Raw genomic sequence first — 22751 nt, 5'->3', positions numbered from 1 at the left:
GCAACTTACTGATTTTTCATAGTAATTGTAGTTTGCTCGTAAGCCTAAGAGTTAATAATAGCCCACAGAAGCTCCCGACTCCCAACTAAAAAACTAAAGAAAATGAAAGTATTAGTAATAGATAATTATGATTCGTTTGTGTACAATCTGGTACACATGATCCGCGATTTGGGACACCAACCTGAAGTATATCGCAACGATAAAATTGACTTAGAAACGGTGGCTCAGTACGATAAGATTTTGTTATCGCCTGGCCCTGGCATTCCCGAAGAAGCGGGTATTTTGCTAGATCTGATCAAGACTTATGCACCCACCAAGAGTATTTTGGGGGTTTGTTTGGGTCATCAGGCTATAGCCGAAGCGTTTGGCGCCGAATTACTCAACCTGCCTACAGTGCTGCATGGCATTGCCTCTGCCAACCAGATACAAGACCCCAGCGAAGCTTTATTCAAGGGGTTTCCTATGAGTTTTTCTATTGGGCACTATCATTCGTGGGTGGTCAAAGAAGGTACCTTGCCTGACGAACTGATAGTAACAGGTAAAGATACTGAAGGCAATGTGATGTCTATCAGCCATACCCAGTATGATGTAAAAGGGCTACAGTTTCATCCAGAATCTATTTTAACCGACCACGGTATTCAGATTTTAGCCAACTGGTTGAACACACCCGCTCCAGAAAATTATACCTTGATAAAAAAGAAATTAGTGAATAGTTTATAGTCAACAGTCAATGGTCGATTGTAACTATACTGAACTTCACACTCCCATTCGTGGGTTTGTAGGTTGCTTAACACAATGTGGTATAAAAACCGTGTAAGCTGTTCTAGCAGCCCTCAACTTAAAATTTGAGTCTATCGGCTTGATAGGCTTTTAGTGATCTGGAAAAAATAAGATGTGCCAATTTAAGAAAATATATTGTTCTCAGACGATTCAAAAAAAACGGTGCATAGCCAAAGCTATGAGGCTTTTTTTTTGAGAAGAATGAGGGCAATAGATACACTTTAATGGCTCAAATTATTTATGAAAGATCACTTAACTAATAAACCACTGAAAATAAGCATACTATGAATTTATCAGTTGTCTATGGAACAGGGCATAACTTGAAGCTTGTCGCTTAAAGCTTGCCCCTGTCCCTGTGGGTGTTACGGACTCCCGACTTTTTAAATTTTACAAAACAACAATGGTTTGAAGTTACCTAGCTCCATATATGCCAAGCAATACTTTTAACTACGCTTTTTATAAGTTACTAAAAATCAACATGATAGAAAAAGTGTAGTTACCTGTGAACCGAATCTACAGCAATTTGCTGTGATGAGCTCAACGCAGTAGCTTGCGACTTGTCGCTTGAAGCTTGCCCCTGCAGGCGCTATGGACTACGGACTCCCGACTATGGACTTTTTATAAAAATGAAAGCAATACTCAATCACTTATTTGAACATAAGAAACTCACTAAAGACGAAGCCCGCGAAGTGCTTACCAACATTGCCCAAGGCAAATACAATCATTCGCAAATTGCGGCTTTTCTAACCGTGTATATTATGCGTAGCATTAGCGTAGAAGAGCTGGAAGGTTTTCGCGAAGCTATGCTCAACCTTTGTATTCCGGTACACCTCAACGAATACAACCCTATTGATTTGTGTGGTACTGGAGGGGATGGCAAAAACACTTTCAATGTGTCTACGCTTGCCTCGTTTGTAACAGCAGCCAGTGGAGTGCACGTGGCAAAACACGGAAACCATGGGGTATCATCGGTATCAGGTTCCTCTACAGTGCTGGAATATTTCGGAGTGAAATTTACCAATGACAAAGACAAATTGCGTCGCCAGATAGAAGAAGCCAATATATGTTTCTTACACGCACCCTTGTTTCACCCAGCGATGAAAAACGTGGCGCCCATTCGCAAAGAACTTAAGGTGAAAACATTCTTTAATATGCTGGGACCTATGGTAAATCCTGCCTTTCCTAAAAACCAACTTGTAGGGGTATTCAGTCTTGAACTGGCACGTTTGTATGCTTATTTGTACCAAAAGCTGGATAAGAGCTTTAGAATTGTTCACTCATTGGATGGCTACGATGAGGTGTCGCTTACTGGCAAGGTAAAGACGTACGCCAACAATCGTGAGCAGTTGTTTACTCCAGAAGATTTAGGCTTTGAAGCCTACCAGCCCGAAGATTTGTTTGGGGGTGATACGGTGGCAGCTTCGGCAAAAATATTTGAAGGGGTACTCAAAAATGATTCGACCCAAGCCCAAAAAGATGTAGTATGTGCCAATGCTGGGCTGGCAATTCATACGGCACGCCCTGAACTATCGCTGATTGATGCAGTAGCATTGGCTCAAGAAAGTTTGACTTCAGGCAAAGCATTGCAAACATTTGAGCGGTTTTTGACTTTAAGTAAAGAAGGAGTAGGAGTGTAAAAATTATTAGCTGGCTTTTTAATTACGAATTACAAATTGGTCAATTACGAATGGGCGCGAAGCGACTACATGCTTTTAACTACACTTTTTGTAAGATACTGAAAATCAGTGTTATACAAAGATGTAGTTACCTGTGAACCGAATCTACAGCAGTTTGCTGTGATGAGCTCAACGCAGTTAAACAGGGTTTGCCTAGTGGAGGCTACGCCGACATCCCGCTTGCGGGGCACCGATATTCATCGGTATCTAAGGACTTGCAACTTGTCGCTTGAAGCTTGCCCCTGTCGGGGCTTCTAACTATCAAATTTGTAAACAACTGAAAATAAATACTTTACAAATTTGATAGCTCCCTATGGAATAGGGAATAGCTTACGACTTGTCGCTTAAAGCTTGCCCCCTGTTGGTGCTTCTAACTATCAAATTTGTAAACAACTGAAAATCAACATTTTACAAACTTGATGGCTCCCTATGGAATAGGGAATAGCACCGATATTCATCGGTATCTAAGGACTTGCGACTTGTCGCTTAAAGCTTGCCCCCTGTCGGGGCTTTTAACTACGTTTTTTATAAGTTACTGAAAATCAACGTGATATAAAAGTGTAGTTACCTGTGAACCGAATCTACAGCAGTTTGCTGTGATGAGCTCAACGCAGTTAAACAGGGTCTAGCTTGCGACTTGTCGCTTAAAGCTTGCCCCTGTGGGCGCTCTGGACTAACAAAAAACATTTAAAACATTGCATTATGAATATTTTAGAAGAAATAGTAGTCAGGAAAAGAACTGAGGTAGCTGGAGCCAAAAGAAATACTCCAGTAAGCGAGCTAGAAGCAAGCCCGTTTTTTAAGCGTGAAATAATTTCGCTCAAATCTTCGATTGAGCAGCGACATTCTCCAGCAATTATTGCAGAGTTTAAACGACGTTCGCCCTCTAAGGGAGAGATTAACTCTAGGGTAAAGCCTGCCCAAATAGCAAAAGATTACCAAAACGCAGGAGTAACAGCAATGTCAGTACTCACCGACACGGTATCGTTTGGGGGAGCTACCCACGATTTGATAATGGCAAGACAGCAGGTTAATATACCATTATTACGCAAAGATTTTATGATAGATCCTTATCAAATTATTGAGGCAAAGGCTATAGGAGCAGACGCTATTTTACTTATAGCGGCTTGTTTGTCGCCCAATCAACTCAAAGAGCTGGCACAAACTGCTCAGCAGTATGGGCTTGATGTGTTGATGGAGGTGCACAGCCAGGCAGAGCTTGAAAGTCACCTAAACAAATATGTGTCTATTGTAGGTGTAAACAACCGCAACCTCAAAACCTTTGATGTAAGCATTGATACTTCGCTCAAACTGGCCGAATTAATTCCTAATGAGTTTGTCAAAATCTCGGAAAGTGGTTTAAAATCTGCCAAAGAAATCGTGACTTTGCATAAAGTAGGTTACCAAGGCTTTTTGATTGGCGAAACTTTTATGAAAAGTAGTGATCCGGGCAAAAGCTGCCAAGAGTTTTTGCAGTCTATTGACCAACTGTTAAACCCTAAAGCGACCCTTTGAGCTGCAAAACAAAACTCATAACTATATAAGGTGTACTTGTAACTTAAAGCTCACTCCTTCAGGGGTTTCTAACTAACAAACTCATAACTCACTGAAAATAAGTATACTATGAATTTGTTATTTATTTATAGAACAGGGTGTACCTAGAACCTTCCACCTAGTCGCTAGAACCTTACTATTGCTTTTAACTAAATGAAAAATATGCTACTAAAAGTTTGTGGAATGCGTGACGCTGCCAACATTGTCGAGGTACTAGAGGTGGCACCTGATTATTTGGGATTGATTTTTTTTGAAAAATCAGCCCGTTTTGTAGGACACGATTTTGAACTGCCTCCCGATTTATTGGCAAGTACCCCCAAAAAAGTAGGCGTTTTTGTGAACCATACTTTGGCACAAGTGGTAGAGAAGGTAAATAAATATGGGTTGGCTTTGGCTCAATTGCACGGTGACGAGTCGCCAGTGTTTTGTCAACAGCTTAAAGATGCTTTGCCTCAGTTGCAAGTGGTAAAGGTGTTCAGAGTTGCCAACGATTTTGACTTTGCCCAACTTAAGCCATATAAACCTTTTTGTGACTTCTTTCTGTTTGACACCAAAGGCAAAGACTACGGGGGCAACGGGGTGGTGTTTAATTGGAATATACTGAAACAGTATGACAATGAGCTACCCTTGTTTATGAGTGGAGGGTTGAGCCTATACAATATTCAAGAGCTACAAGATTTTGTGACAGCCCACAAGCTTCGTGTACACGCTATAGATGTAAATAGTAAGTTTGAAAAATCCCCGGCTTTGAAAGACGTAGAAAAACTGAAAGAGCTACGCCGTCGATTGCAAAATACCCCCACACAAAATACTGAAAAACAATAACCATAAACCCACCTGCAAACACACCAAGTGAAAATGATTTGTAGGCGGGTTTATACTTTGACTGAAACAATATGAATTACCAGGTAGATACACGCGGATATTATGGAGATTTTGGCGGGGCCTTTATCCCTGAAATTCTTTATCCCAACATTGAAGAACTAAAAGCTAAGTATTTAGATATTATGCAAAGCCCCGATTTTCTGGCTGAGTTTGACAGCTTGCTTAAAGACTATGTAGGGCGTCCCACACCCTTGTACTTTGCCAAAAGAATGTCGGAAAAGTACCAGACCAAGGTATACCTCAAACGAGAGGATTTGAACCACACAGGAGCACATAAGATTAACAATACCATTGGACAAATTTTGCTGGCTAAACGCTTGGGCAAACAAAAAATTATCGCTGAAACTGGTGCAGGTCAACACGGAGTTGCTACAGCTACTGTGTGTGCCCTTATGGACATAGAGTGCATTGTATATATGGGTAAAATAGATATGGCACGCCAACGCCCCAACGTAGAACGCATGCGTTTGTTGGGGGCTAAAGTAGTACCCGCCACCAGTGGTAGCCAAACCTTGAAAGACGCTACTAACGAGGCAATGCGTCACTGGATAAATCACCCCACCGATACACATTACATTATTGGTTCGGTGGTGGGGCCTCACCCCTACCCCGATATGGTGGCAAGGTTTCAATCGGTCATCAGTGAAGAAATGAAAGCGCAACTGCTAGAGAAAACCGGGTCGGAAAACCCTGATTATGTCATCGCCTGTGTAGGTGGTGGCAGCAACGCAATGGGGGCTTTTTATCATTATTTAGACCGCCCCGAAGTGCGCTTGATAGCAGTGGAAGCTGCCGGAAAGGGAGTAGACACGGGCGAGTCGGCAGCCACTACCCAATTGGGCAAGCCTGGAGTGTTGCACGGGAGCAAAACCATATTAATGCAAACCTCTGATGGGCAAGTAGTAGAGCCCTATTCCATTTCTGCCGGGCTCGATTACCCTGGTATAGGACCCGCTCATGCCCATTTGTTTGCCAGCGGACGAGCAGAGTTTATGAGTGTAACCGACCGTGACGCGATGGAAGCGGGGAGGCTGCTTTGCCGCACCGAAGGCATCATTCCAGCTATAGAGTCATCACACGCGTTGGCGGTATTCGAACAACGAAAGTTTGCCCCTGATGATGTGGTGGTGTTAAACTTGTCGGGCAGAGGCGATAAAGATTTGCAGACTTACATTGATTATGAGTTTGAATAGGCCCCATGAATAACAACAAATGATTAGATATAAGTAATTAACACTTGATTTACTTGTTCTCATACAGGTTTTTTAAACTCAATTACTGCCACAGGTTTCACACCTGTGGTTTTTCTTTATATTGTTTTTTTTGTCCACACGTTAACATTTAACCTATGATCAGATTATTACTGAGTATTTTATGTGTGCCCTTCTTGGCTGTGGGACAGGCTGACTTGCAAAAACCTTTTAAAGAGTGTAGCATCAAGGGTAGCATTACGCTATATGACTATCAGACAAAAAAGTGGACGTTTAGCAACCAAACCGATGCAATGACACCCACCTTGCCTGCTTCTACCTTTAAGGTGGTCAATACCTTGATAGCTCTGGAGACAGGTGTGATAAAAGACGAAAACGAATTGGTGAAATGGCACGGTAAAACCGATACGGCACGCTATGGTTACCGCCCAAGTATTTATCGTGACTTGTCGCTCAAACAAGCCTTTAAGATGTCAGCGGGTTGGGTATATGTAGTGTTGTCAGCCAGAATTGGTAAAAAGCGATACAGGCATTACTTGTCGCAATGTAAATACGGAAATATAGATTTATCACAGCCAGGTGACGACTTCTGGAACTTTGGTAAGTTTGCCATTTCGCCCAAAAACCAAATTGAAATACTGAAAGGAGTATACGAAGAAACACTGCCTTTTTCGAAACGTTCTTTCCGTATGTTGAAAAAAATAATGGTAGCAGAACAAAGTAAAGACTATGTAATAAGGGCTAAAACCGGGTGGACAAGAGATGGTGGTAAAGATACTGGTTGGTGGATAGGCTATATAGAAAAAGGCAAGGGTAACTCAACACAAGTTTATTTTTTTGCTACCCGATTGATAAAAAGCCGGGCAGATAAAAACAAGAATTTTGGTAAGTGCCGCAAAACAATCACCCGAAAGGTACTGAAACAAATGGGCATATTGTAACAATAGTAAAAACTACCCTTACAAACCAGCTGCAAATTTTAAAGTTTACAGCTTTTTATTTTTCAACACACTCTACTGTCTATCAACAACTTACGGCACACATAATCATTTTATATCAGATTATTTTACACCCTCCTGCAACTTTTCGCCTGTAATAGCGACCCTCTTGCTGAAAATGTTCATTACCCAAAAAAACAATGCCTTATGACTCCTGAAAAACAACGTGCTTTTACTGAGGCTTACGCTGCTTGCCAAGATAGATTTACCCGTTATTGTGCTGCTTTGGCTTATGGCAAAATGGAGGCTGACGATTTGGTGCAAGATGTGTTACTATCTACTTATGAACGCTTTGAGCAAATCAGGCAAAAAGATCAGTTAATTCATTACCTGATTAGGGCAGCCCGCAACCGCTCGGTGAGCCATTGGCGTAAAGCCCGCTACCAAACGGAATTGCAGGAAAAACACACCCGAAAGCTGTTTGCCAATGGTGTGACTCCAGAAGTGTCTCTGGATGTACAACTGATGTATCAAAAGCTAGATCAATTGCCCGACAATCAACGTGATGCCCTTATTTTATTTGATATTTGTGGTTTTAGTATTCGAGAGATTGCTGACATTCAACATACAGGTATCAATACAGTAAAGAGCTACTTGAGCAGGGGAAGAAAAAAACTGCGTTACCTGATGCGCGAAAAGCCAGTACGCCGAGGTTGGTGGGGAATGTTATGGGGCTTGTTTGAGGGAAATAATGAACGTGTTTTCATTTCTAAATCGTATTTTTTTCAAACAAAATCACTCATGATATATTCATTAAGTACCCTTACCACCATTGGAGCCTTTGTATTAGTTGCTCCGATAAATCCTACCCCAAAAAACAAACAAGTACCTGCCAAAGCCGTGATGAGTCAGGCATTGATTAAACCCCTGACCGCTGGTGTGTTTAAAGTAAAAGCTATCAATCATAAGGTAGACACACCTTTAATTCAGAAAAAAGGGCATTCCTTGTTTACAAAACAAATCAAAAGTAAACCACGCAACTTGTTTGACATACAAACAATAAAAGGCTTGGCAGTAAAACAATCTCCAGTTTCACAAGGGCTGTTTGGCACTGGCTTACCTACCTCTCCTTTGTTGGTCAACACCAAGCCTTCTTCGTCTTTACCAAACAACTGCGACTCACTTAAGTTTACTGGTAGTATCAATAAGTTTAAAAGAGAGTTATTGCGTAACCTGCGTAAGGATCGTTTGATTAAATCAAAAAAAGCTAAAAACCGATTGGCTCTTAAGGATGGCAAAATGGTGATCAATAAAAAAGTAATTCCTTACAAGCTTCACCGCAAATACCTGCAACTATTGCAAAAGTACGGTGTTCAGCTTTGTGACCAACGGGTTGTTCAGACTACCTCTAAGTATATTGCTATAGGGCATGTAACAGATGGCAAATGTAAAGGTATCTTTCATATGAGTGGGAAAGTTAATATTAACAATTTAAAAGATGAAGATGAGGATCATTAGTCTGGTTTTACCCATCAAAGCTCTTAGTGAAGAGCTGATCTAGTATTGGCTACTTTGATAAAAACAAAAACGACTGTAAACTTAATTGTCTACAGTCGTTTTTTATTTATTACTGAACAAGATTTACCAAAAACAGGCAAGTATTACTTCACCCAATTTGGCAGTTGAAAATCAACTAGTCTTGTTTCACTATTTGGTATTTTTTAACTCCTTGTGCAGTGTACACGTGTACAAAATACAAGCCTTTTTGTAAGCCTTTTAAGCTTTCAGTAGGTTGAGCATCCTCAGCAATTCTGGTTGTTCTCATCAATGCCCCAGTGTTGCTGTAGATTTTTACGTCTACTACTGAACCTGTTACATTAGAAGCACCTCTTTTCACTACTTTAATCTCTAAAATTTTAGAATCACTTTGATTGTTTGCATTGTAGGCAATCAAGGTTGCGTGGTAAGTACCCGCTTTGTTATAAGAGATATAAGGACTTGTTTCAGTGCTGCTGGTAATATTACCACCTGAGAACTTCCACTCGTAACGGCTGGCGTGTCTAGACTCGTTGTTAAACTTCAAGCCTTCGCCTTCATAAATAGTAGTATTGCTTACTTTAAAGTCGGCAATAGGTAGTTTTGGACGAGCCTTTACAGTAATAGCTACAGTTTTTACCGAAGTTTGCCCAAGCGAGTTATAAGCAATCAAGATAGTATGATAAGAACCTGCCTTGTTATATTTTACGGTGGGGCTCTTTTCAGTACTGGTCGCTGCTTCGCCACCTGAAATTTTCCACAAATAAGTTACCGCATTTTGCGACTCGTTGTTGAATTTTAAGCTTTCACCTTCCCAAATTTCGGTACGGCTTACTTTAAAGTCAGCAATAGGCAACTCGGTTACAAAACCTTCTTTGATGTTGATATTGTCAATAGACATATCACTTAACCAAGTAGCACCAGTAGTACCTGAAAAACGGAACATCATAGTAGCATACTTGTGTGCTTTTAAGCTTACAGAGTCAGTTTTCCAAACATCACCTTGGTCACCTGACTTAGACCAGATTGGACTCCAGGTAGCACCGTTGTCTTTACTGATTTCTAATACAAGGCTACCCATATTTGCACCATACATGTGGTAATCGAAAGTAAGCGTAGGACTTGTAAGCGTACGAGCATTTACTGGTGGGCTTGACAATAGAGCATTTTTGCTTGGATACCCATCACCACTTGCCTCTACATACATATAATAAGCTCCATCTGAAGCCTGACCTGGTCCTGTGTTAAATGAAGGAGTTCCTCCTTGGTTACGATCCCAGTTCAAGTCATCATCAAATGATTGTTCCCAGTTACCCAATGCGGCATCTTCAAAGCTTTCTTTATAAGGAAAAGTATTGATTACTTCAATCACGTTAAAGTTACTCATACTTACAGCAGTTTGCCCAGCTACAGTTACCGAAATTTTACCAGTAGTAGCAGTTGCAGGAAGACTAGTAGTAAGCAATGAATCAGTCGCAGCAGTCAGTTGTGCAGCTGTACCGTTAAACGTTACCAAATTAGTGGCAGTAGTAGTACCAAAGTTTACTCCACTTACAGTCACTACTTGTCCTTCGAAACCGCTCAAAGGAGTAAAACCTGTAATAGCAGGAGCACCTTTTTCAGTAATGGTAAGTGCATCAATGGCCATGTCGCTTTTCCAGCCATCTACGGTAGTTCCTACAAAACGTATTCTAGTATTTGCTGATTTATAAGCAGATAAATCAAGTACAGCTGTTTTCCATTGCTCACCTTGATTACCTGTTGCAGACCAGGTGCTGTCCCAAGTCACCCCATCGGCAGTTACTTCTACCTGAAGAGTTCCCATAGTAGTGTCACCTAACATGTGGTAGGCAAAAACAAGGGTAGGCTCACTCAAACTGGTCAAGTCAAAAGAACGACTTTGTAAAGCTGCCTTTTTTTCTGGATAATTAGGGTCACTAGACTCTACATACATATAGTACAAACCTTCGCTTGCTTTGTTTGGTCCTGTTTCTGATGAAGGAGTGCTGCCCTGACCAACTGCCCAGTTGAAATCGTTTCCATCTACAGCCAGCTTCCAATTGCTTGTACCTTCTTCAAAACTTTCAGTATAAGGATATTTAGCAATTGGTAAAATTACTGTAAAGTCTTTGGCACTGGTAGCAGTTTGTCCATTTACCTCTACGGTAATTTTACCTGAAGTAGCTCCATTAGGCACAGTTACTACTAAGTTATTGGCAGAAGCCGACACCACATTGGCAACCATACCGTTAATTTTCACAGTATTGTTAGCTGCATTGGCATCAAAACGAATACCGTTGATTGTTACCTGCTCGCCTGGCTCACCAATCATTGGGCTAAAATAAGCGATTGCTACATTGTCGCTTTGACCTACATTGGCACTATACACACCAGTTCCGTGCGTTCCAACTGCTACCAAACCATCAATACCTCTTGAACGAACTCTTGTTACAACTGTGTTACCAATGGTGTTGGCACCTTCTTGTACCCAGTTAGTAGCACTAGAGATTGCATTTGTAGCATATAGTCCTGTACTGGTACCTGCGTAATAAGTAGTAGTACCAGAGCTGTTTACGTGTATGTCTAACCATCTAACCGAAGGACCATTACCAGAACCATCAGGGTTTTCTTCTAGGTTACCCCCTACATCTGTCCAGTTAGCACCTCCATCGGCAGAGTAAAAAATACTCTGAATACCGTAGTTACTAAATACAGCAAACACTCGGTCAGCATTGGTTGGGTCAATAGCCACACAACTTAAATAACCACCCTGACCTGCCAAAACTTGTACAGCCACAGGGTTACCTGTATTTGCACTGTCTAAACGATACACACTACCTGTTGAGGTACCATAATATACTCTATAGCTAGGGTTGGCTTTTGATGCAGCAACAGCAGTAATAGACCCTGGAACAGCAGCATTGGTAAGATTAGTCCATCCCGGATCAGCTGTTCCGCCAAAGTTCCAACCTGAATTGATGCTCTCAACATCGTTATGTCTCCATAAATTGCCACCACCTGGGTAATACATAATTTTATAATCACTTGGATCAAGTGCGAAAGGATGCACAAACAATTGACCTGATGCACCCGCTGGGAATACGTGTACAGCAGCTGTAGGGTTCTGAGGATCAGCACCTTCTACACGAGCTACTTTACCAAACTGAGTACTGGTATACCTTGTGTCTTTACCTGGGGTAATTGCAACAAAGGCACCATCACCACCACCAACTTCTTCGCCCCATATAGCCGTAGAAGACTTGTCATTTACTGTCCACTTACCATTGTCTTGCAAACCAATGATCAAACGATTGTCACCAGCAGTTTCAGGGTCAATGTGCATACCATAAATTTGGGTAGTATAATAACCGTTGTTCAAAGAAGTCCAAGCCACTGGGTGTGTAGGATTTGTTGCCAGGTTATCATCTGTATAGCTTACTCCTCCATCGTGTCCACTAATCATTTTTGTAGGATCAGAAGGGAAAAATGCCAAGGCGTGGTTATCAGGGTGATGATTTGGGTAAGTACTTACGTTGTTGAGCGTAGAATAACCACCTACCCAAGCGTTTTGAGTATCAGTAGCAAATGCATCAAGCGAGCGGTACAAGTTAGTACTACCTATAAATACTACGTTTTCGTCATCAAGCTTTACTCTTACAAACTGGTTGTAGTTAGCTTGGGCAAGGTTACCAACGTTTCCACCATAGGCAGGTAGGTTGCTTGAGCGGTTTTCCCAGGCACCACCGTTACCAGTAGTTCCATCACCATTACCTACACCCGCAGTATAAGTATATTTAAAAAAGCTATGGCCACTTACTCCAGCTCCAGGTGTAGCAGCAAAGAAGTAGGCTACATTTGTGTTAGAAGCAGCAATATCCAATACTACACGTGCATAAGAAACAGGCATGCTAGCAGGAGTAATGTCTGTCCAGTCGGTGCCATTGGTAGAACGGTAAATACCTTTGAAAGCAGTAGTAGAAGAACTAGCAATGGTAGCATACATTAAACCATTAGCTGCAATTTCTATATCAGTATATACTGCGTTACCACCGTCTATTACTTTGTTCCAGGTAGTACCACCATCAGTTGAGCGCCAGATAGCACCTGTACTTGTGCTGTAGGCACGTCCAGTAGCTAAATAAACATCACCAGTAGTAGGGTGTACTTTAATGTTCCAGGCAATACGGAAAGGGTTGTCATTTTCTGTTTCCAAAGAAGCAGTACTTGCCAACTGAACCCAGGTTAAACCATTGTCAGTAGACTTGTAAACTCCGCTACCTGCATAAATTGCAGAAAAAGAAGCACTGGCAGAGTTACCTCTACCCTCACCTGTGGCATAATACCAGGTATTTGGATTTTGAGGATCTTGAGCTACGGCAGTCACACTGTGGTGTTGCGACGCACCTGTTACCTTTGTCCAGCTTGCGCCTCTGTCGTCTGAGCGCCACATCCCGCCTGACACACCACCAGCCAAAATAAGATTTTCGTTGTTGATGTCAATGGCTAAAGCACGTGTACGACCACCTACATTGTAAGGACCGCGTTTTTGCCACTTTGCAGTACCAGGAAGAGCAGTAGTACTTTTTGCGTACTTGTTACCTTTGTTATACTGTTGTTGCAATTTGGCTTTAGGAGAGTATACATACTCTAGTTCCTTTCGGTGAATGCCTTCAGGAATTTTGCCCGTACGAGGGTCTTTCAACATATTTGTTTCGTACTTCAGTCTCCCGTTAGGATCATCCTTTACTTTCTGATAACCTTTTTTTCCAGGTTCTTGCTGGGCAGTAGCTAATTGAAAACTACTGATAAAAACAGCAAATGTTAGCAAAATTTTACCAATCGTAGTATATCGATTTCTCATACTTTAATAATAAGTGTAATAAATAAAAATAGTTGAATAATAAAGTGGTATTTGTTACCTAAATAATACTTGTATTTGTTGAGTGTAAAAATTGAATTTAATATCAAAGTCTTCATCATCCCTGATTTCAAAACCGTAAACATTTAGACACCCTTTGCCGTTGTGTATATGGCAGCTGTCAAATCTTAAAGTTTTGTAAAATAAATTTTTGATTGTATAAAAAGTGAGGCTTTACATTTAGCGATACTTTATTTTGATGGGGGTGCTGATAATGTTTCTAATAGTTCTAAAAATTGAGGTTTTGTGATGACTTTGAAAATATGTTGCAAACCTACCTTAATATAAAAATATCGCCTAAAATTGAGGGTAAACAAAAAGTAAACAACTAATAATTGAGGGTATCACTTTCCAATTATTTGGCTGAAAAAAGAAAACATAATTGAAGTCTATTTCCATAAAACACTCATTTTCAATTTATTATTTCTTTAAAGTAGGTAAACAAAAAAAACAACCAATATTAAAGTGAATAACAAAACTATAGCAACGTAAAATTCGTTAAAGGTAAATATTTCTTATAACTATTTGAGTTTTGTCATATATTTCTGCCCCAATAATTAAAGGTTATACAAAATAAACTTCTTCAATAAAGCAGTACACCGTTTATAAACGACACACATTCTCTACTCCAAACTCCTCCATCATCTGAACACACGCACTACTTGAAGCAAACTTCTGAACCTGTATTAAAAAATAATCTAATGAATCTTACTATTACTGGATACTCTACTGCATTATTTGCTACTTGGTATTTTGTCGAAGAACTGGGACTTTTATTTGATGCTGGTGAAGGCATTACTGCCAACCTATTGCAAAAGTCGAGAAAAATAAAACACGTTTTGATTTCCCATGCCGACCGTGACCACCTGACAGGGCTATTGCAATTTAACCAACTCAATGCCCGCTCAGGTTTACATATTCATTATCCCGCCGATTGTGGCTCTTTTCCAGCTTTAGCAGATTTTTGTCAGAAATTTGACCCACACATACAAGGTGCCATTTGGCACCCTACCACTAGTCAATCACGCATTGCTATCAAAGATGACTTTGTAGTAGAACCTGTACAAAATGGTCATGTAAAAGCCGCTGAAGGTGTAACCAAGAGTTTGAGCTATAAAGTAATGCAGATAAAACGAAAGCTTAAACCTGAACTGGCAAACTTGAGTGGTTTGGAAATAAAAAAAATCAAAGATGAAAAAGGCATCGAAGCAACCACCAATGAGATTCGCACCAATGTCATTAGCTATTCGGGTGATACTCCGGTAGAAGACTATGAACGGTTTAACCACTCCAAAATATTAATTCACGAAGCTACTTTTATAGACCAGGTAGCCAATAACAAAGAAAACCGTCACCCACATAGTTACCTTGAAGAAGTAATAGAAATGGTGGCAAGCATTGATGTAGAACAATTAATTTTAGGGCACTTTTCATCTCGTTACTCCAGCGAACATATCGATACTGCCATTCGGGAGTTATGCCATCAATACACCCTCAACATTCCGGTACACCGGGTATTACCAGGCCAGGTACACTGGGACATTTTACAAAACAGGCAGCCTTCAATCAACAAATAAATCCTGCACCTTTTCCAGTAAAACTTAAAATACAACTCCTTGTTTTCAAAACTCAAGGGGTTACCAATAGTTTCACTCCACCTCTACTCCTTTATTTTTTTTCGCTTGTCTTCAAGTTACACTTGAACTTTTTTACTCGCTATTTATTACAAGCAAGTGTATAGGGGAACATTACAATTGCACCTCTCTTTTAAAAGAATCTATTATTCACCATTGACAAATCAATATACTGATGAAAACAACGCTACTTGCCATTATTCTCTGCTGCATTTTTTCTTTCAGTGCTTATACTCAAAACAATAAAACTATTTCAGGTAAAGTAACCGATGTACAAGGTGAGGCACTTCCTGGAGTAAATGTTCTTATCAAAGGAACTAATCGTGGCACTGCTACCGATATTGATGGTAAATACTCTCTTAAGGTTCCCACTGGTGCTACGCTTGTATTTTCGTTTATAGCAATGAAACCAAAGGAGTTAGAAGTAGACGGAATGATCCAGGTTAAAGACTTGGAACTCTATAGTACGGGTAGTCACGAACAAAAGGATGTGGTAAGGAAGTGGAAAAAAGTAATACGCAAATTATCACTCAAGGCAATAGGCATATTGAAGGATGACAATTAATCACGGAAAAAAAAACAAGAGTTAAAAACTAACTATAATGAAAACTAAACACTTTATTTTAAGTACTGCTTTGCTTTGTGTAGTACTATTGGGCGCATTTGTTTTGCTCAACGATGACCAACTACTGAAACAGATCAACTTTGAGGCAAAGGATGTAACCAAGCAGAAAGCAGCCCCCGAAAAAATCTATCTACACGCTGACAAAACGCTTTATTACCCTGGCGAAGATGTGTGGTTTAGTGGCTATCTACAAGCAATCGGCAAGACAGACCGTAGTAAGGTAAGTACAGTGGCGTATGTAGAACTGCTCAACCCCAAAGGCAGTGTGATAAAAAAACTCACCCGCCCAGTACAAGGAGGAAAAATTGCAGGAAATTTTGCTTTGGGCAAAAGCTGGGCAGGTGGTGTATATACTTTGCGGGCTTACACCCAATGGCTTCAAAACTTTGGCAAAGTGGCTTTCTATGAAAAGAAAATTCAACTGCAAAAAGTGATTAAGCCACAATTGCTGCTGCAGCTTGACTTTAAAAAAGAAGCCTACGGAAACAATGATGTAGTAGAAGCCACCTTAGAGGCCAAGGACTTGAAATATAACTTTATTGCTTTTCAGACTATAGATTACCGGGTGCAGCTCTCAGGGCAGGCTTACCAAAAAGCTGAAGTGCTCACCAATGCCAAGGGCAAAGCATTGATAAAAATAAAACTGCCTGCTTCGCTCAAAGACAACGATGGATTACTGAATGTAGTGGTAAGCCATCAAGGGAAAACGGAGTCTATCAGCCGCTCCATACCTATTGTACTGGGCAATATTGATGTGCAGTTTTTGCCTGAAGGGGGCACTTGTGTCGGAGGCATCCCAGGCAAAATGGCTTTCAAGGCACTGAACGAGTTTGGTAAACCTGCCGATATAGAGGGCATAGTACTAGATAGCAAGGGCAATGAAGTACAAACATTTGCCAGTTTTCATCAAGGGATGGGGGCTTTTAAGTTTACCCCCAAAGCCAATGAAACCTACCAGGCACGCATTACCCGCCCTGCTGGAATAAAAACAACCTACTCCTTACCCACTGCCACCCGCAGTGGAGTAAGTATGCAAATAGAAAAACATAAAAAAAACAGCCTCAAGGTACATTACCAAAGCACCCGCCGCACTCCGGTTTTGCTGGTAGCCCAGAGCAACAGTCAAGTTTATTTTTCAAAAACACTATTGGCAGAAACCACCCAAAAAACTGTCACGATACAAACAGATAAAGTGCCGGTAGGGATCAGCAAAATCACCCTGTATAACGCTAAACAACAACCTGTATGTGAGCGGTTGTGGTTTGCCAACCCTGATAAAAACCTAAGGGTAACAATTAAAACCCGCAAAAAAAGCTACCAACCCCGCGAAAAGGTCGTGGCAGACATTGTGACTACCGACGAAAACGGGCAACCTGTGGTAGCTAACCTCTCAGTGGCAGTGGTAGATGACAAAATAATTAATCTGGCAGACGACAAACAAGATAACCTACTATCTTATATGCTGATGAGTGCCGAAATAAGCGGCAAGGTGTATGAGCCAAGTTTTTATTTCAATAAGCGCAAGCCCAAGGCGATTCCGGCGCTCGACTATGTAATGCTTACCCACGGCTGGCGCAGTTATGAGTTGCCCAAGAAAAAACACAAAAAAGAACTGTACAACATAATTACGGGTAAAATACTCAATGAAAAAACCAACCAAGCTACCAAAGCCCAAGTAAGCTTGTACGAATTATCGGGTAAGCAACGCTCAGTAAAAGTAAGTACAGGCAAAGATGGACGCTTTATGTTTGCCAATATAGACCCTACTACTGAAGTACAGTTGTTTGCCAAAGCCAACAATGGGCAACCTGTGATAATTACCTTGGACAGCCGAAAGATTAAGAGAAACTCATACAATATTACACTAGAGGAAAATCCACAAATGTTACAAGAAGTTGTAGTGACCAGATATGCCAATAAAACGAGTGCGCGAAGTGTTGGTTCAAGTGTTCAGGTGATTCAAAGAAACAATAACACCAGGGCTGCCGCCAGAAAAGCCAAGCGTCGTCGCCGAAAGAAAAGACGCAAGCAACAAAATAAGGCAGTAAATACAGTAAAAAAGAAAGCGCCCAAAAAACTGCCCAAAATAAGCGCGGTCAACAATCAACAACCGATCTCTAGCAACAAGAACTTGCCAGGTAGTAAAGACAGCATACTGCCCAAGTATTACAAGGGAGAATCCCTAAACTCGATGCGTAATGCTACCTTGGTGATCAATGGAAAGGTAATAAAAAATAAGGGAATGCTCAAAGCCATTGACCCAGATAACATTCAAACCCTCAAAACTGAAACGAGCAAAATAGCACGGGCAAAATATGGTCATCACATAAGCTCCAGCAAAGTACTGGCAATTACCACCAAAAAACCAGTACGCTGGCTGAAGAATGCTAATCAGGCAAATTATAAAATGAGCCCTTATGTAGCGGTCACAGCAAGCACCCACGTCAGTGCCGCCCAACTCAACTTTTCACGGGTAAAAAAGTATCAAGCTGTCAAATATACTGCCCCACAACCACGCAATGTGGTACGCACTGACTTCAGAAATACTATTTACTGGAACCCAGAGGTAATCACAGATAAAACAGGGAAAGCCACCCTTACTTTTTGGAACAATGACGCACTTACTTCTTTTAGAATAATAGCCGAAGGGGTAGGCGTGAACCAAAAACTGGGGCGTGCTGAACATACTTATTTTACCAAATTACCTTTTGAGCTCACCGCAAAAATACCAATGTACTTTACCGTAAATGATGAAATCAGCATTCCGGTATACCTCACCAATAATACTGACCGACCAATTGTGGGAAAACTAGTGGTACAAACACCAGATGCTATCAGGTTTAACAGCACTGGTGTAACTACCGAAGTATTGCCCTACACTACCCGTACTGTGTATTTGTCAGGGGTGACAATGCGTACACTGAAAGCAAAAGAAAACAATCAATTGCGCATTCGTTTTGCCAATAAACGATACCCAGAAAGTGTCAGCGAAACCATTGAGGTGTTTGCCAAAGGTTTTCCAGTGGCTCAGTCTTTTGGCGGAAACGCCCAAAACAACACTTTTAAGGTAAACATTCCAGAAGTAGTCAACAGCACTTTTAAGGTAGAGTTAAGCGCATATCCCAACGCATTGGGCGATTTGATAGATGGCGTGGCAAGCATTATCCGTCGTCCTTATGGGTGTTTCGAGCAAGTGTCTTCCAGCACTTACCCTAACATTATTGCGTTACAATTTTTAGAACAAACTAAAAGAACAGCTCCTGAACTAAAAGAAAAAGCCTTGAAATACATCGCTGATGGATACAAAAAACTTGCGGCTTATGAAACCAGTGAAAAGGGGTTTGATTGGTATGGCCAAACGCCTCCCCACGAGGGTTTGACAGCCTATGGCTTGATGGAGTTTTTGGAAATGCAGAAAGTATACAATGGTGTAGACCCTGCCTTGATAAAAAGAACCAAGCAGTGGTTGCTATCACGACGTGATGGCCAAGGTAATTTTAAACAAAACCGAGGTAAATATGGCTTTGCTGCTGCCAGTCAAACTGTAAACAATGCCTATGTTGTATACGCGTTATCGTTTGCCGGGGTAACTGAAGAAATTGAAAAGGAGTACAGAAAAGCCTATAAAGAAGCCGTGAAAAGTAAAGATGCCTACCGTATGGCACTGCTGGCGCTTGCTTCGGTAAAGCTAAATAAAACCCGTCAAACGTTGCGTCTACAACGCTTGCTCAAGCAACAACTTGCCAGCCAGGGAGTAGGCAAGTGCAATACCGAACAAACGATAGTACGGGCGGGGGGAGTATCTCGCCAGATAGAAACCAGTGCCCTGATGGTACTTGCCGAACTTCAGCAAAAATTGCCAGACTTGGGATACGTACAAAAACTGATCAACTTTATGCTCAGTAAACGAAGTGGAGGATACTTTGGCTCTACTCAAGGAACTATACTTGCGCTCAAAGCTTTGACTACCTACGCAAAACACCAGCCGCCGGGGCAAGAGAATGGTAAGCTGATGGTGTACCGTGATAACCAACTGATTGGTAGTGCTACTTACGCTAAAAAACAATTAGGAAAAATAAGCATCTCTGGTCTGGAAAAATTTCTGCAAAAAGGAGCGCAAAACCTTTCAGTAAAATTTGGGTCAAAACAACAGGTAATTCCATTTTCGCTCGATATCAATTACCACACTTATCAACCAGCGTCGAATCCAAAGTGTGCCCTTGCCCTAAAAACCACCCTGGCAACCAATACCGTAAATGTAAACGAAACTGTGCGCCTAACCACCGTAGTAACCAACCAACAGACACAGGGGGTGCCTTCGCCCATGGCTTTGGTGGGTATACCCTCAGGCTTGAGTGCCCAACCTTGGCAACTGAAAAAACTTCAGGAAGAAGGCAGGTTTGCTTACTATGAGCTCAATAAAGGTTATGTAATATTTTATTTCAGAGGCATTGCTGCCAAGGCAAGTCGAAAAATTCACCTTGACCTCAAGGCAGATGTGCCAGGAGTATACCGGGCAAAGGCAAGTAATGCTTACCTTTATTATACCAGTGAGTACAAACACTGGCAACCTGGAGTACATGTGGTGATAAAAAATAAAGAAGTGAATTAGGGCTAAGCCAAGGAATAGTGAGAAATTAAATTGCTATTCTTGAGGTAGAGGTTTTGTTTTGAGACGAGGCTATTTTTTGCGCCCATAGCAGCGCTACGGGCAAAAACCGATGGCTACAGCTACGCTGTGCCGAGCTCTGCCAACGGCTAAAAATAACGAAGTATCAAGGCGAAAAATCACCTCTCAGAGCGTAAATTTATTTTTGAACAATTCCCAAGCATTAGAAACATGAGATTTACGAGTAACTGCTTTTAAAAACAGTTACTCGCAATTCTTTTATAACTAAAAATAAGCATCCTATGAATTATTAGCTACCTATGAACCGAATCTACAGCAACTTGCTGTGATGAGCTCAACGCAGTTAAATAGGGTGTACCTAGAACCCTGTTGAGGCTTCTAACAAAGACCCATTACAGGTTATTTAGTCTTGCATTACCTCGGCAGGGTCAGTAATAGCCCCACGCCAGGCAGGCACCAAGGTAGCTGTAAGGTATGGAATAACCGACAAGGAACATATTGCCAAAAAACTACTCAGGTCAAATACCGGAAATAAATCGTAAGATGGGTACAACTCTGACCAACCAATAAGAAAAGGCTTGAGCAAAGGTGCATGGAATACAAATACATGTACATAGGCAATGATCATCCCGCTCAAGGTGGCCGAAAGAGATATAATGACTCCTTCCCAGAACTTCATCCATAGCACATCTGATATTTGCCAACCTACCGCCTTAAGTACGCCCAACTCTTTGCGATCTTCGGCACTTAGCCCACTGGCACGTTCCCAAGCGAGAATCAAAAAGGCAAAAATCGCCAAAATAGTTCCATAAATAAAAATACCGCCTCTCCAGCTAAACAATGCTTCATAAGTAGCCCCCAGTTGGTCTTTAGTAACTACCCGAATGCCCGAAAACCTTAGGTCAAGTTTTCTTCCAATATTTTCTATTTCGTTGCTGTTGCTAATTCTTAAGCTTACATCAGTTACCTCATTGGGCTGTAACCCTAATATCTCTTGGGCTGCCTTGGTAGGCAATACAATCAAGTCGCGGGTGAGTAAGTCAGATGCCGCCGTAAATGCTCCCACAATCTCAAAACTTTTTGCCTCTCCGGTATCATCATATACAGTGAGTCTATCGCCTACTTTTAGTTTTCTCAGTTCTAAAAAACCAGTGCCACACAAGGCCATCCCTGCTTGTAGTTTTCCTTGACGTGAGGTTTGCACCATAGAAAGCCCTTGCACCAAAGAATCGGAACCCACCACGGTAAACACAGCTCCAGTAGGCGAGTCATAGTTATACCCCCACACCCTGGGTATTACTGCTTGTACCCCACGAATGTCTTGCAATGAGTCTACAAAAGCCTTAGGCATAGGCACCAAACGCCCCCCAGCAAGTTTTTGTATCCATAGTTCGGGCACGTTTTTTAATACCGTACGGGTTTCGTGCTTGAGCGAAGTAGTAAAAAAAACAACCGAAGCATAAAAGGCTACTACCAAGGCATAAATAGCTACTAGAGCCACCTGTTTGCGCCAGCGCCGCAATAATGAATGTAAAGCGTAAGACAATAAATTGAACATGATCAAGGTCAATGGTGCGAATAAGCGGACAAAGAAATGCTAATAAAGACTATGTTCAAAACCTATAGTGCGTTTTTTGTATACCTAATCTGATATTGTAAAAATATAGGAACATTTTGTATGTAAGGTTTAACCAAAAAAAACGAATTACGTTAGTAAGTATCATAATCAAACACCTGCTGCTCCACTAAAACCCACCTATACTTTGGGTGATTTTCAACTAACTTTTAGAAAAGCATTTATTCATCAATACAAACATAAATCACTTATTGAAGCAAATATGCATACATTAAAGAAACTAATTTTCGTGATGATAGTGATGAGTTGCTGGCAATGTAAAACCAAAACACCCACTACCAACACCAGCACTACTACCAAAAGTAACGAAACAAAAGCTGTAGTTGATCAAGAACGCCCGGTAGCAAGAGGCACCATTAGAGTAATAGCCAAACTAGTAAAAGTAAAACCTATCAACACATCAGACCGAAATACTGCTTGTAGCAAAAACCCTTGTGAGGCAACCATTGCCGTAGAAAAAATAGTAGGCAAAGGTGCTTTTTTTGTGGGAGAAGTAAACCAGGGACAACAACTCGACACTTATTTTATAAAAACATTAGGCGCAACCAAAGATGTTTTTCCTGAGCTTAAAAAACATTTTCCCGGTTTAAAAAAAGGAGATCGCTTTGAAGCAGATATAATATATAGTCGCAAAGCAGCCAACAATCTTAATTATCAAGTAGTTTCTTATCAACCTCTTTCGAAATAACTTTTTATAATTATTCATCAACAGCTCTGTCAGAATCACC

13 protein-coding genes are annotated in these 22751 nt (G+C 41.1%); 11 read left to right on the top strand and 2 right to left on the bottom strand.

Going from position 1 to position 22751, the window contains the following annotated elements; translation table 11 throughout:
- The first annotated feature begins 102 nt into the window (after positions 1–102).
- The 7 genes from M23134_RS05420 to M23134_RS05390 all read left to right on the top strand — a co-directional run bounded on the left by M23134_RS05420 (position 103) and on the right by M23134_RS05390 (position 8562).
- On the top strand, positions 103–720 hold the full coding sequence (locus M23134_RS05420) for an anthranilate synthase component II (RefSeq protein WP_002694447.1): 618 nt from the start codon (positions 103–105) through the stop codon (positions 718–720).
- Between the two features lie 686 nt (positions 721–1406).
- Positions 1407–2417, top strand: a complete 1011-nt coding sequence (gene trpD, locus M23134_RS05415) for an anthranilate phosphoribosyltransferase (protein WP_002694446.1) — start codon at positions 1407–1409, stop codon at positions 2415–2417.
- Between the two features lie 741 nt (positions 2418–3158).
- On the top strand, positions 3159–3971 hold the full coding sequence (gene trpC, locus M23134_RS05410; RefSeq protein ID WP_002694445.1) for an indole-3-glycerol phosphate synthase TrpC: 813 nt from the start codon (positions 3159–3161) through the stop codon (positions 3969–3971).
- 201 nt (positions 3972–4172) lie between these two features.
- Positions 4173–4835: a phosphoribosylanthranilate isomerase gene (locus M23134_RS05405; protein ID WP_002694444.1), complete on the top strand. Its 663-nt coding sequence runs from the start codon at positions 4173–4175 to the stop codon at positions 4833–4835.
- Between the two features lie 71 nt (positions 4836–4906).
- A complete protein-coding gene (gene trpB, locus M23134_RS05400; protein ID WP_002694443.1) occupies positions 4907–6088 on the top strand; it encodes a tryptophan synthase subunit beta in 1182 nt (393 codons plus the stop codon).
- A gap of 155 nt (positions 6089–6243) precedes the next feature.
- A complete protein-coding gene (locus tag M23134_RS05395; protein WP_045113060.1) occupies positions 6244–7047 on the top strand; it encodes a penicillin-binding transpeptidase domain-containing protein in 804 nt (267 codons plus the stop codon).
- 204 nt (positions 7048–7251) lie between these two features.
- The gene (locus M23134_RS05390; RefSeq protein WP_002694440.1) at positions 7252–8562 is read left to right on the top strand and encodes an RNA polymerase sigma factor; all 1311 of its coding nucleotides are present in this window, start codon (positions 7252–7254) and stop codon (positions 8560–8562) included.
- A 175-nt stretch (positions 8563–8737) separates the two neighbouring features.
- On the opposite strand, the gene M23134_RS37560 is transcribed toward M23134_RS05390, so the two are convergent.
- A complete protein-coding gene (locus tag M23134_RS37560) occupies positions 8738–13441 on the bottom strand; it encodes an IPT/TIG domain-containing protein (RefSeq protein ID WP_053337251.1) in 4704 nt (1567 codons plus the stop codon).
- 758 nt (positions 13442–14199) lie between these two features.
- On the opposite strand from M23134_RS37560, the gene M23134_RS05380 reads away from it, so the two are divergent.
- The 3 genes from M23134_RS05380 to M23134_RS37555 all read left to right on the top strand — a co-directional run bounded on the left by M23134_RS05380 (position 14200) and on the right by M23134_RS37555 (position 20369).
- Entirely contained in the window at positions 14200–15075 is an 876-nt protein-coding gene (locus M23134_RS05380; protein ID WP_045113059.1) for an MBL fold metallo-hydrolase, read from the top strand.
- 232 nt (positions 15076–15307) lie between these two features.
- Entirely contained in the window at positions 15308–15697 is a 390-nt protein-coding gene (locus M23134_RS05375) for a carboxypeptidase-like regulatory domain-containing protein (RefSeq protein WP_002694434.1), read from the top strand.
- A 37-nt stretch (positions 15698–15734) separates the two neighbouring features.
- Positions 15735–20369, top strand: a complete 4635-nt coding sequence (locus M23134_RS37555) for an alpha-2-macroglobulin family protein (RefSeq protein WP_002694433.1) — start codon at positions 15735–15737, stop codon at positions 20367–20369.
- A 421-nt stretch (positions 20370–20790) separates the two neighbouring features.
- Here M23134_RS37555 and M23134_RS05365 read toward each other — a convergent pair whose 3' ends face one another.
- Positions 20791–21945: an ABC transporter permease gene (locus tag M23134_RS05365; protein ID WP_002694432.1), complete on the bottom strand. Its 1155-nt coding sequence runs from the start codon at positions 21943–21945 to the stop codon at positions 20791–20793.
- 280 nt (positions 21946–22225) lie between these two features.
- On the opposite strand from M23134_RS05365, the gene M23134_RS05360 reads away from it, so the two are divergent.
- A complete protein-coding gene (locus M23134_RS05360; protein ID WP_157558355.1) occupies positions 22226–22711 on the top strand; it encodes a hypothetical protein in 486 nt (161 codons plus the stop codon).
- The last annotated feature ends 40 nt before the right edge of the window (positions 22712–22751 follow it).

It is taken from the genome of Microscilla marina ATCC 23134, assembly GCF_000169175.1.
Taxonomy (GTDB): domain Bacteria; phylum Bacteroidota; class Bacteroidia; order Cytophagales; family Microscillaceae; genus Microscilla; species Microscilla marina.
Note: the sequence above shows the minus strand (reverse complement) of the source record. Positions and strands in the feature narration are given on the sequence as shown.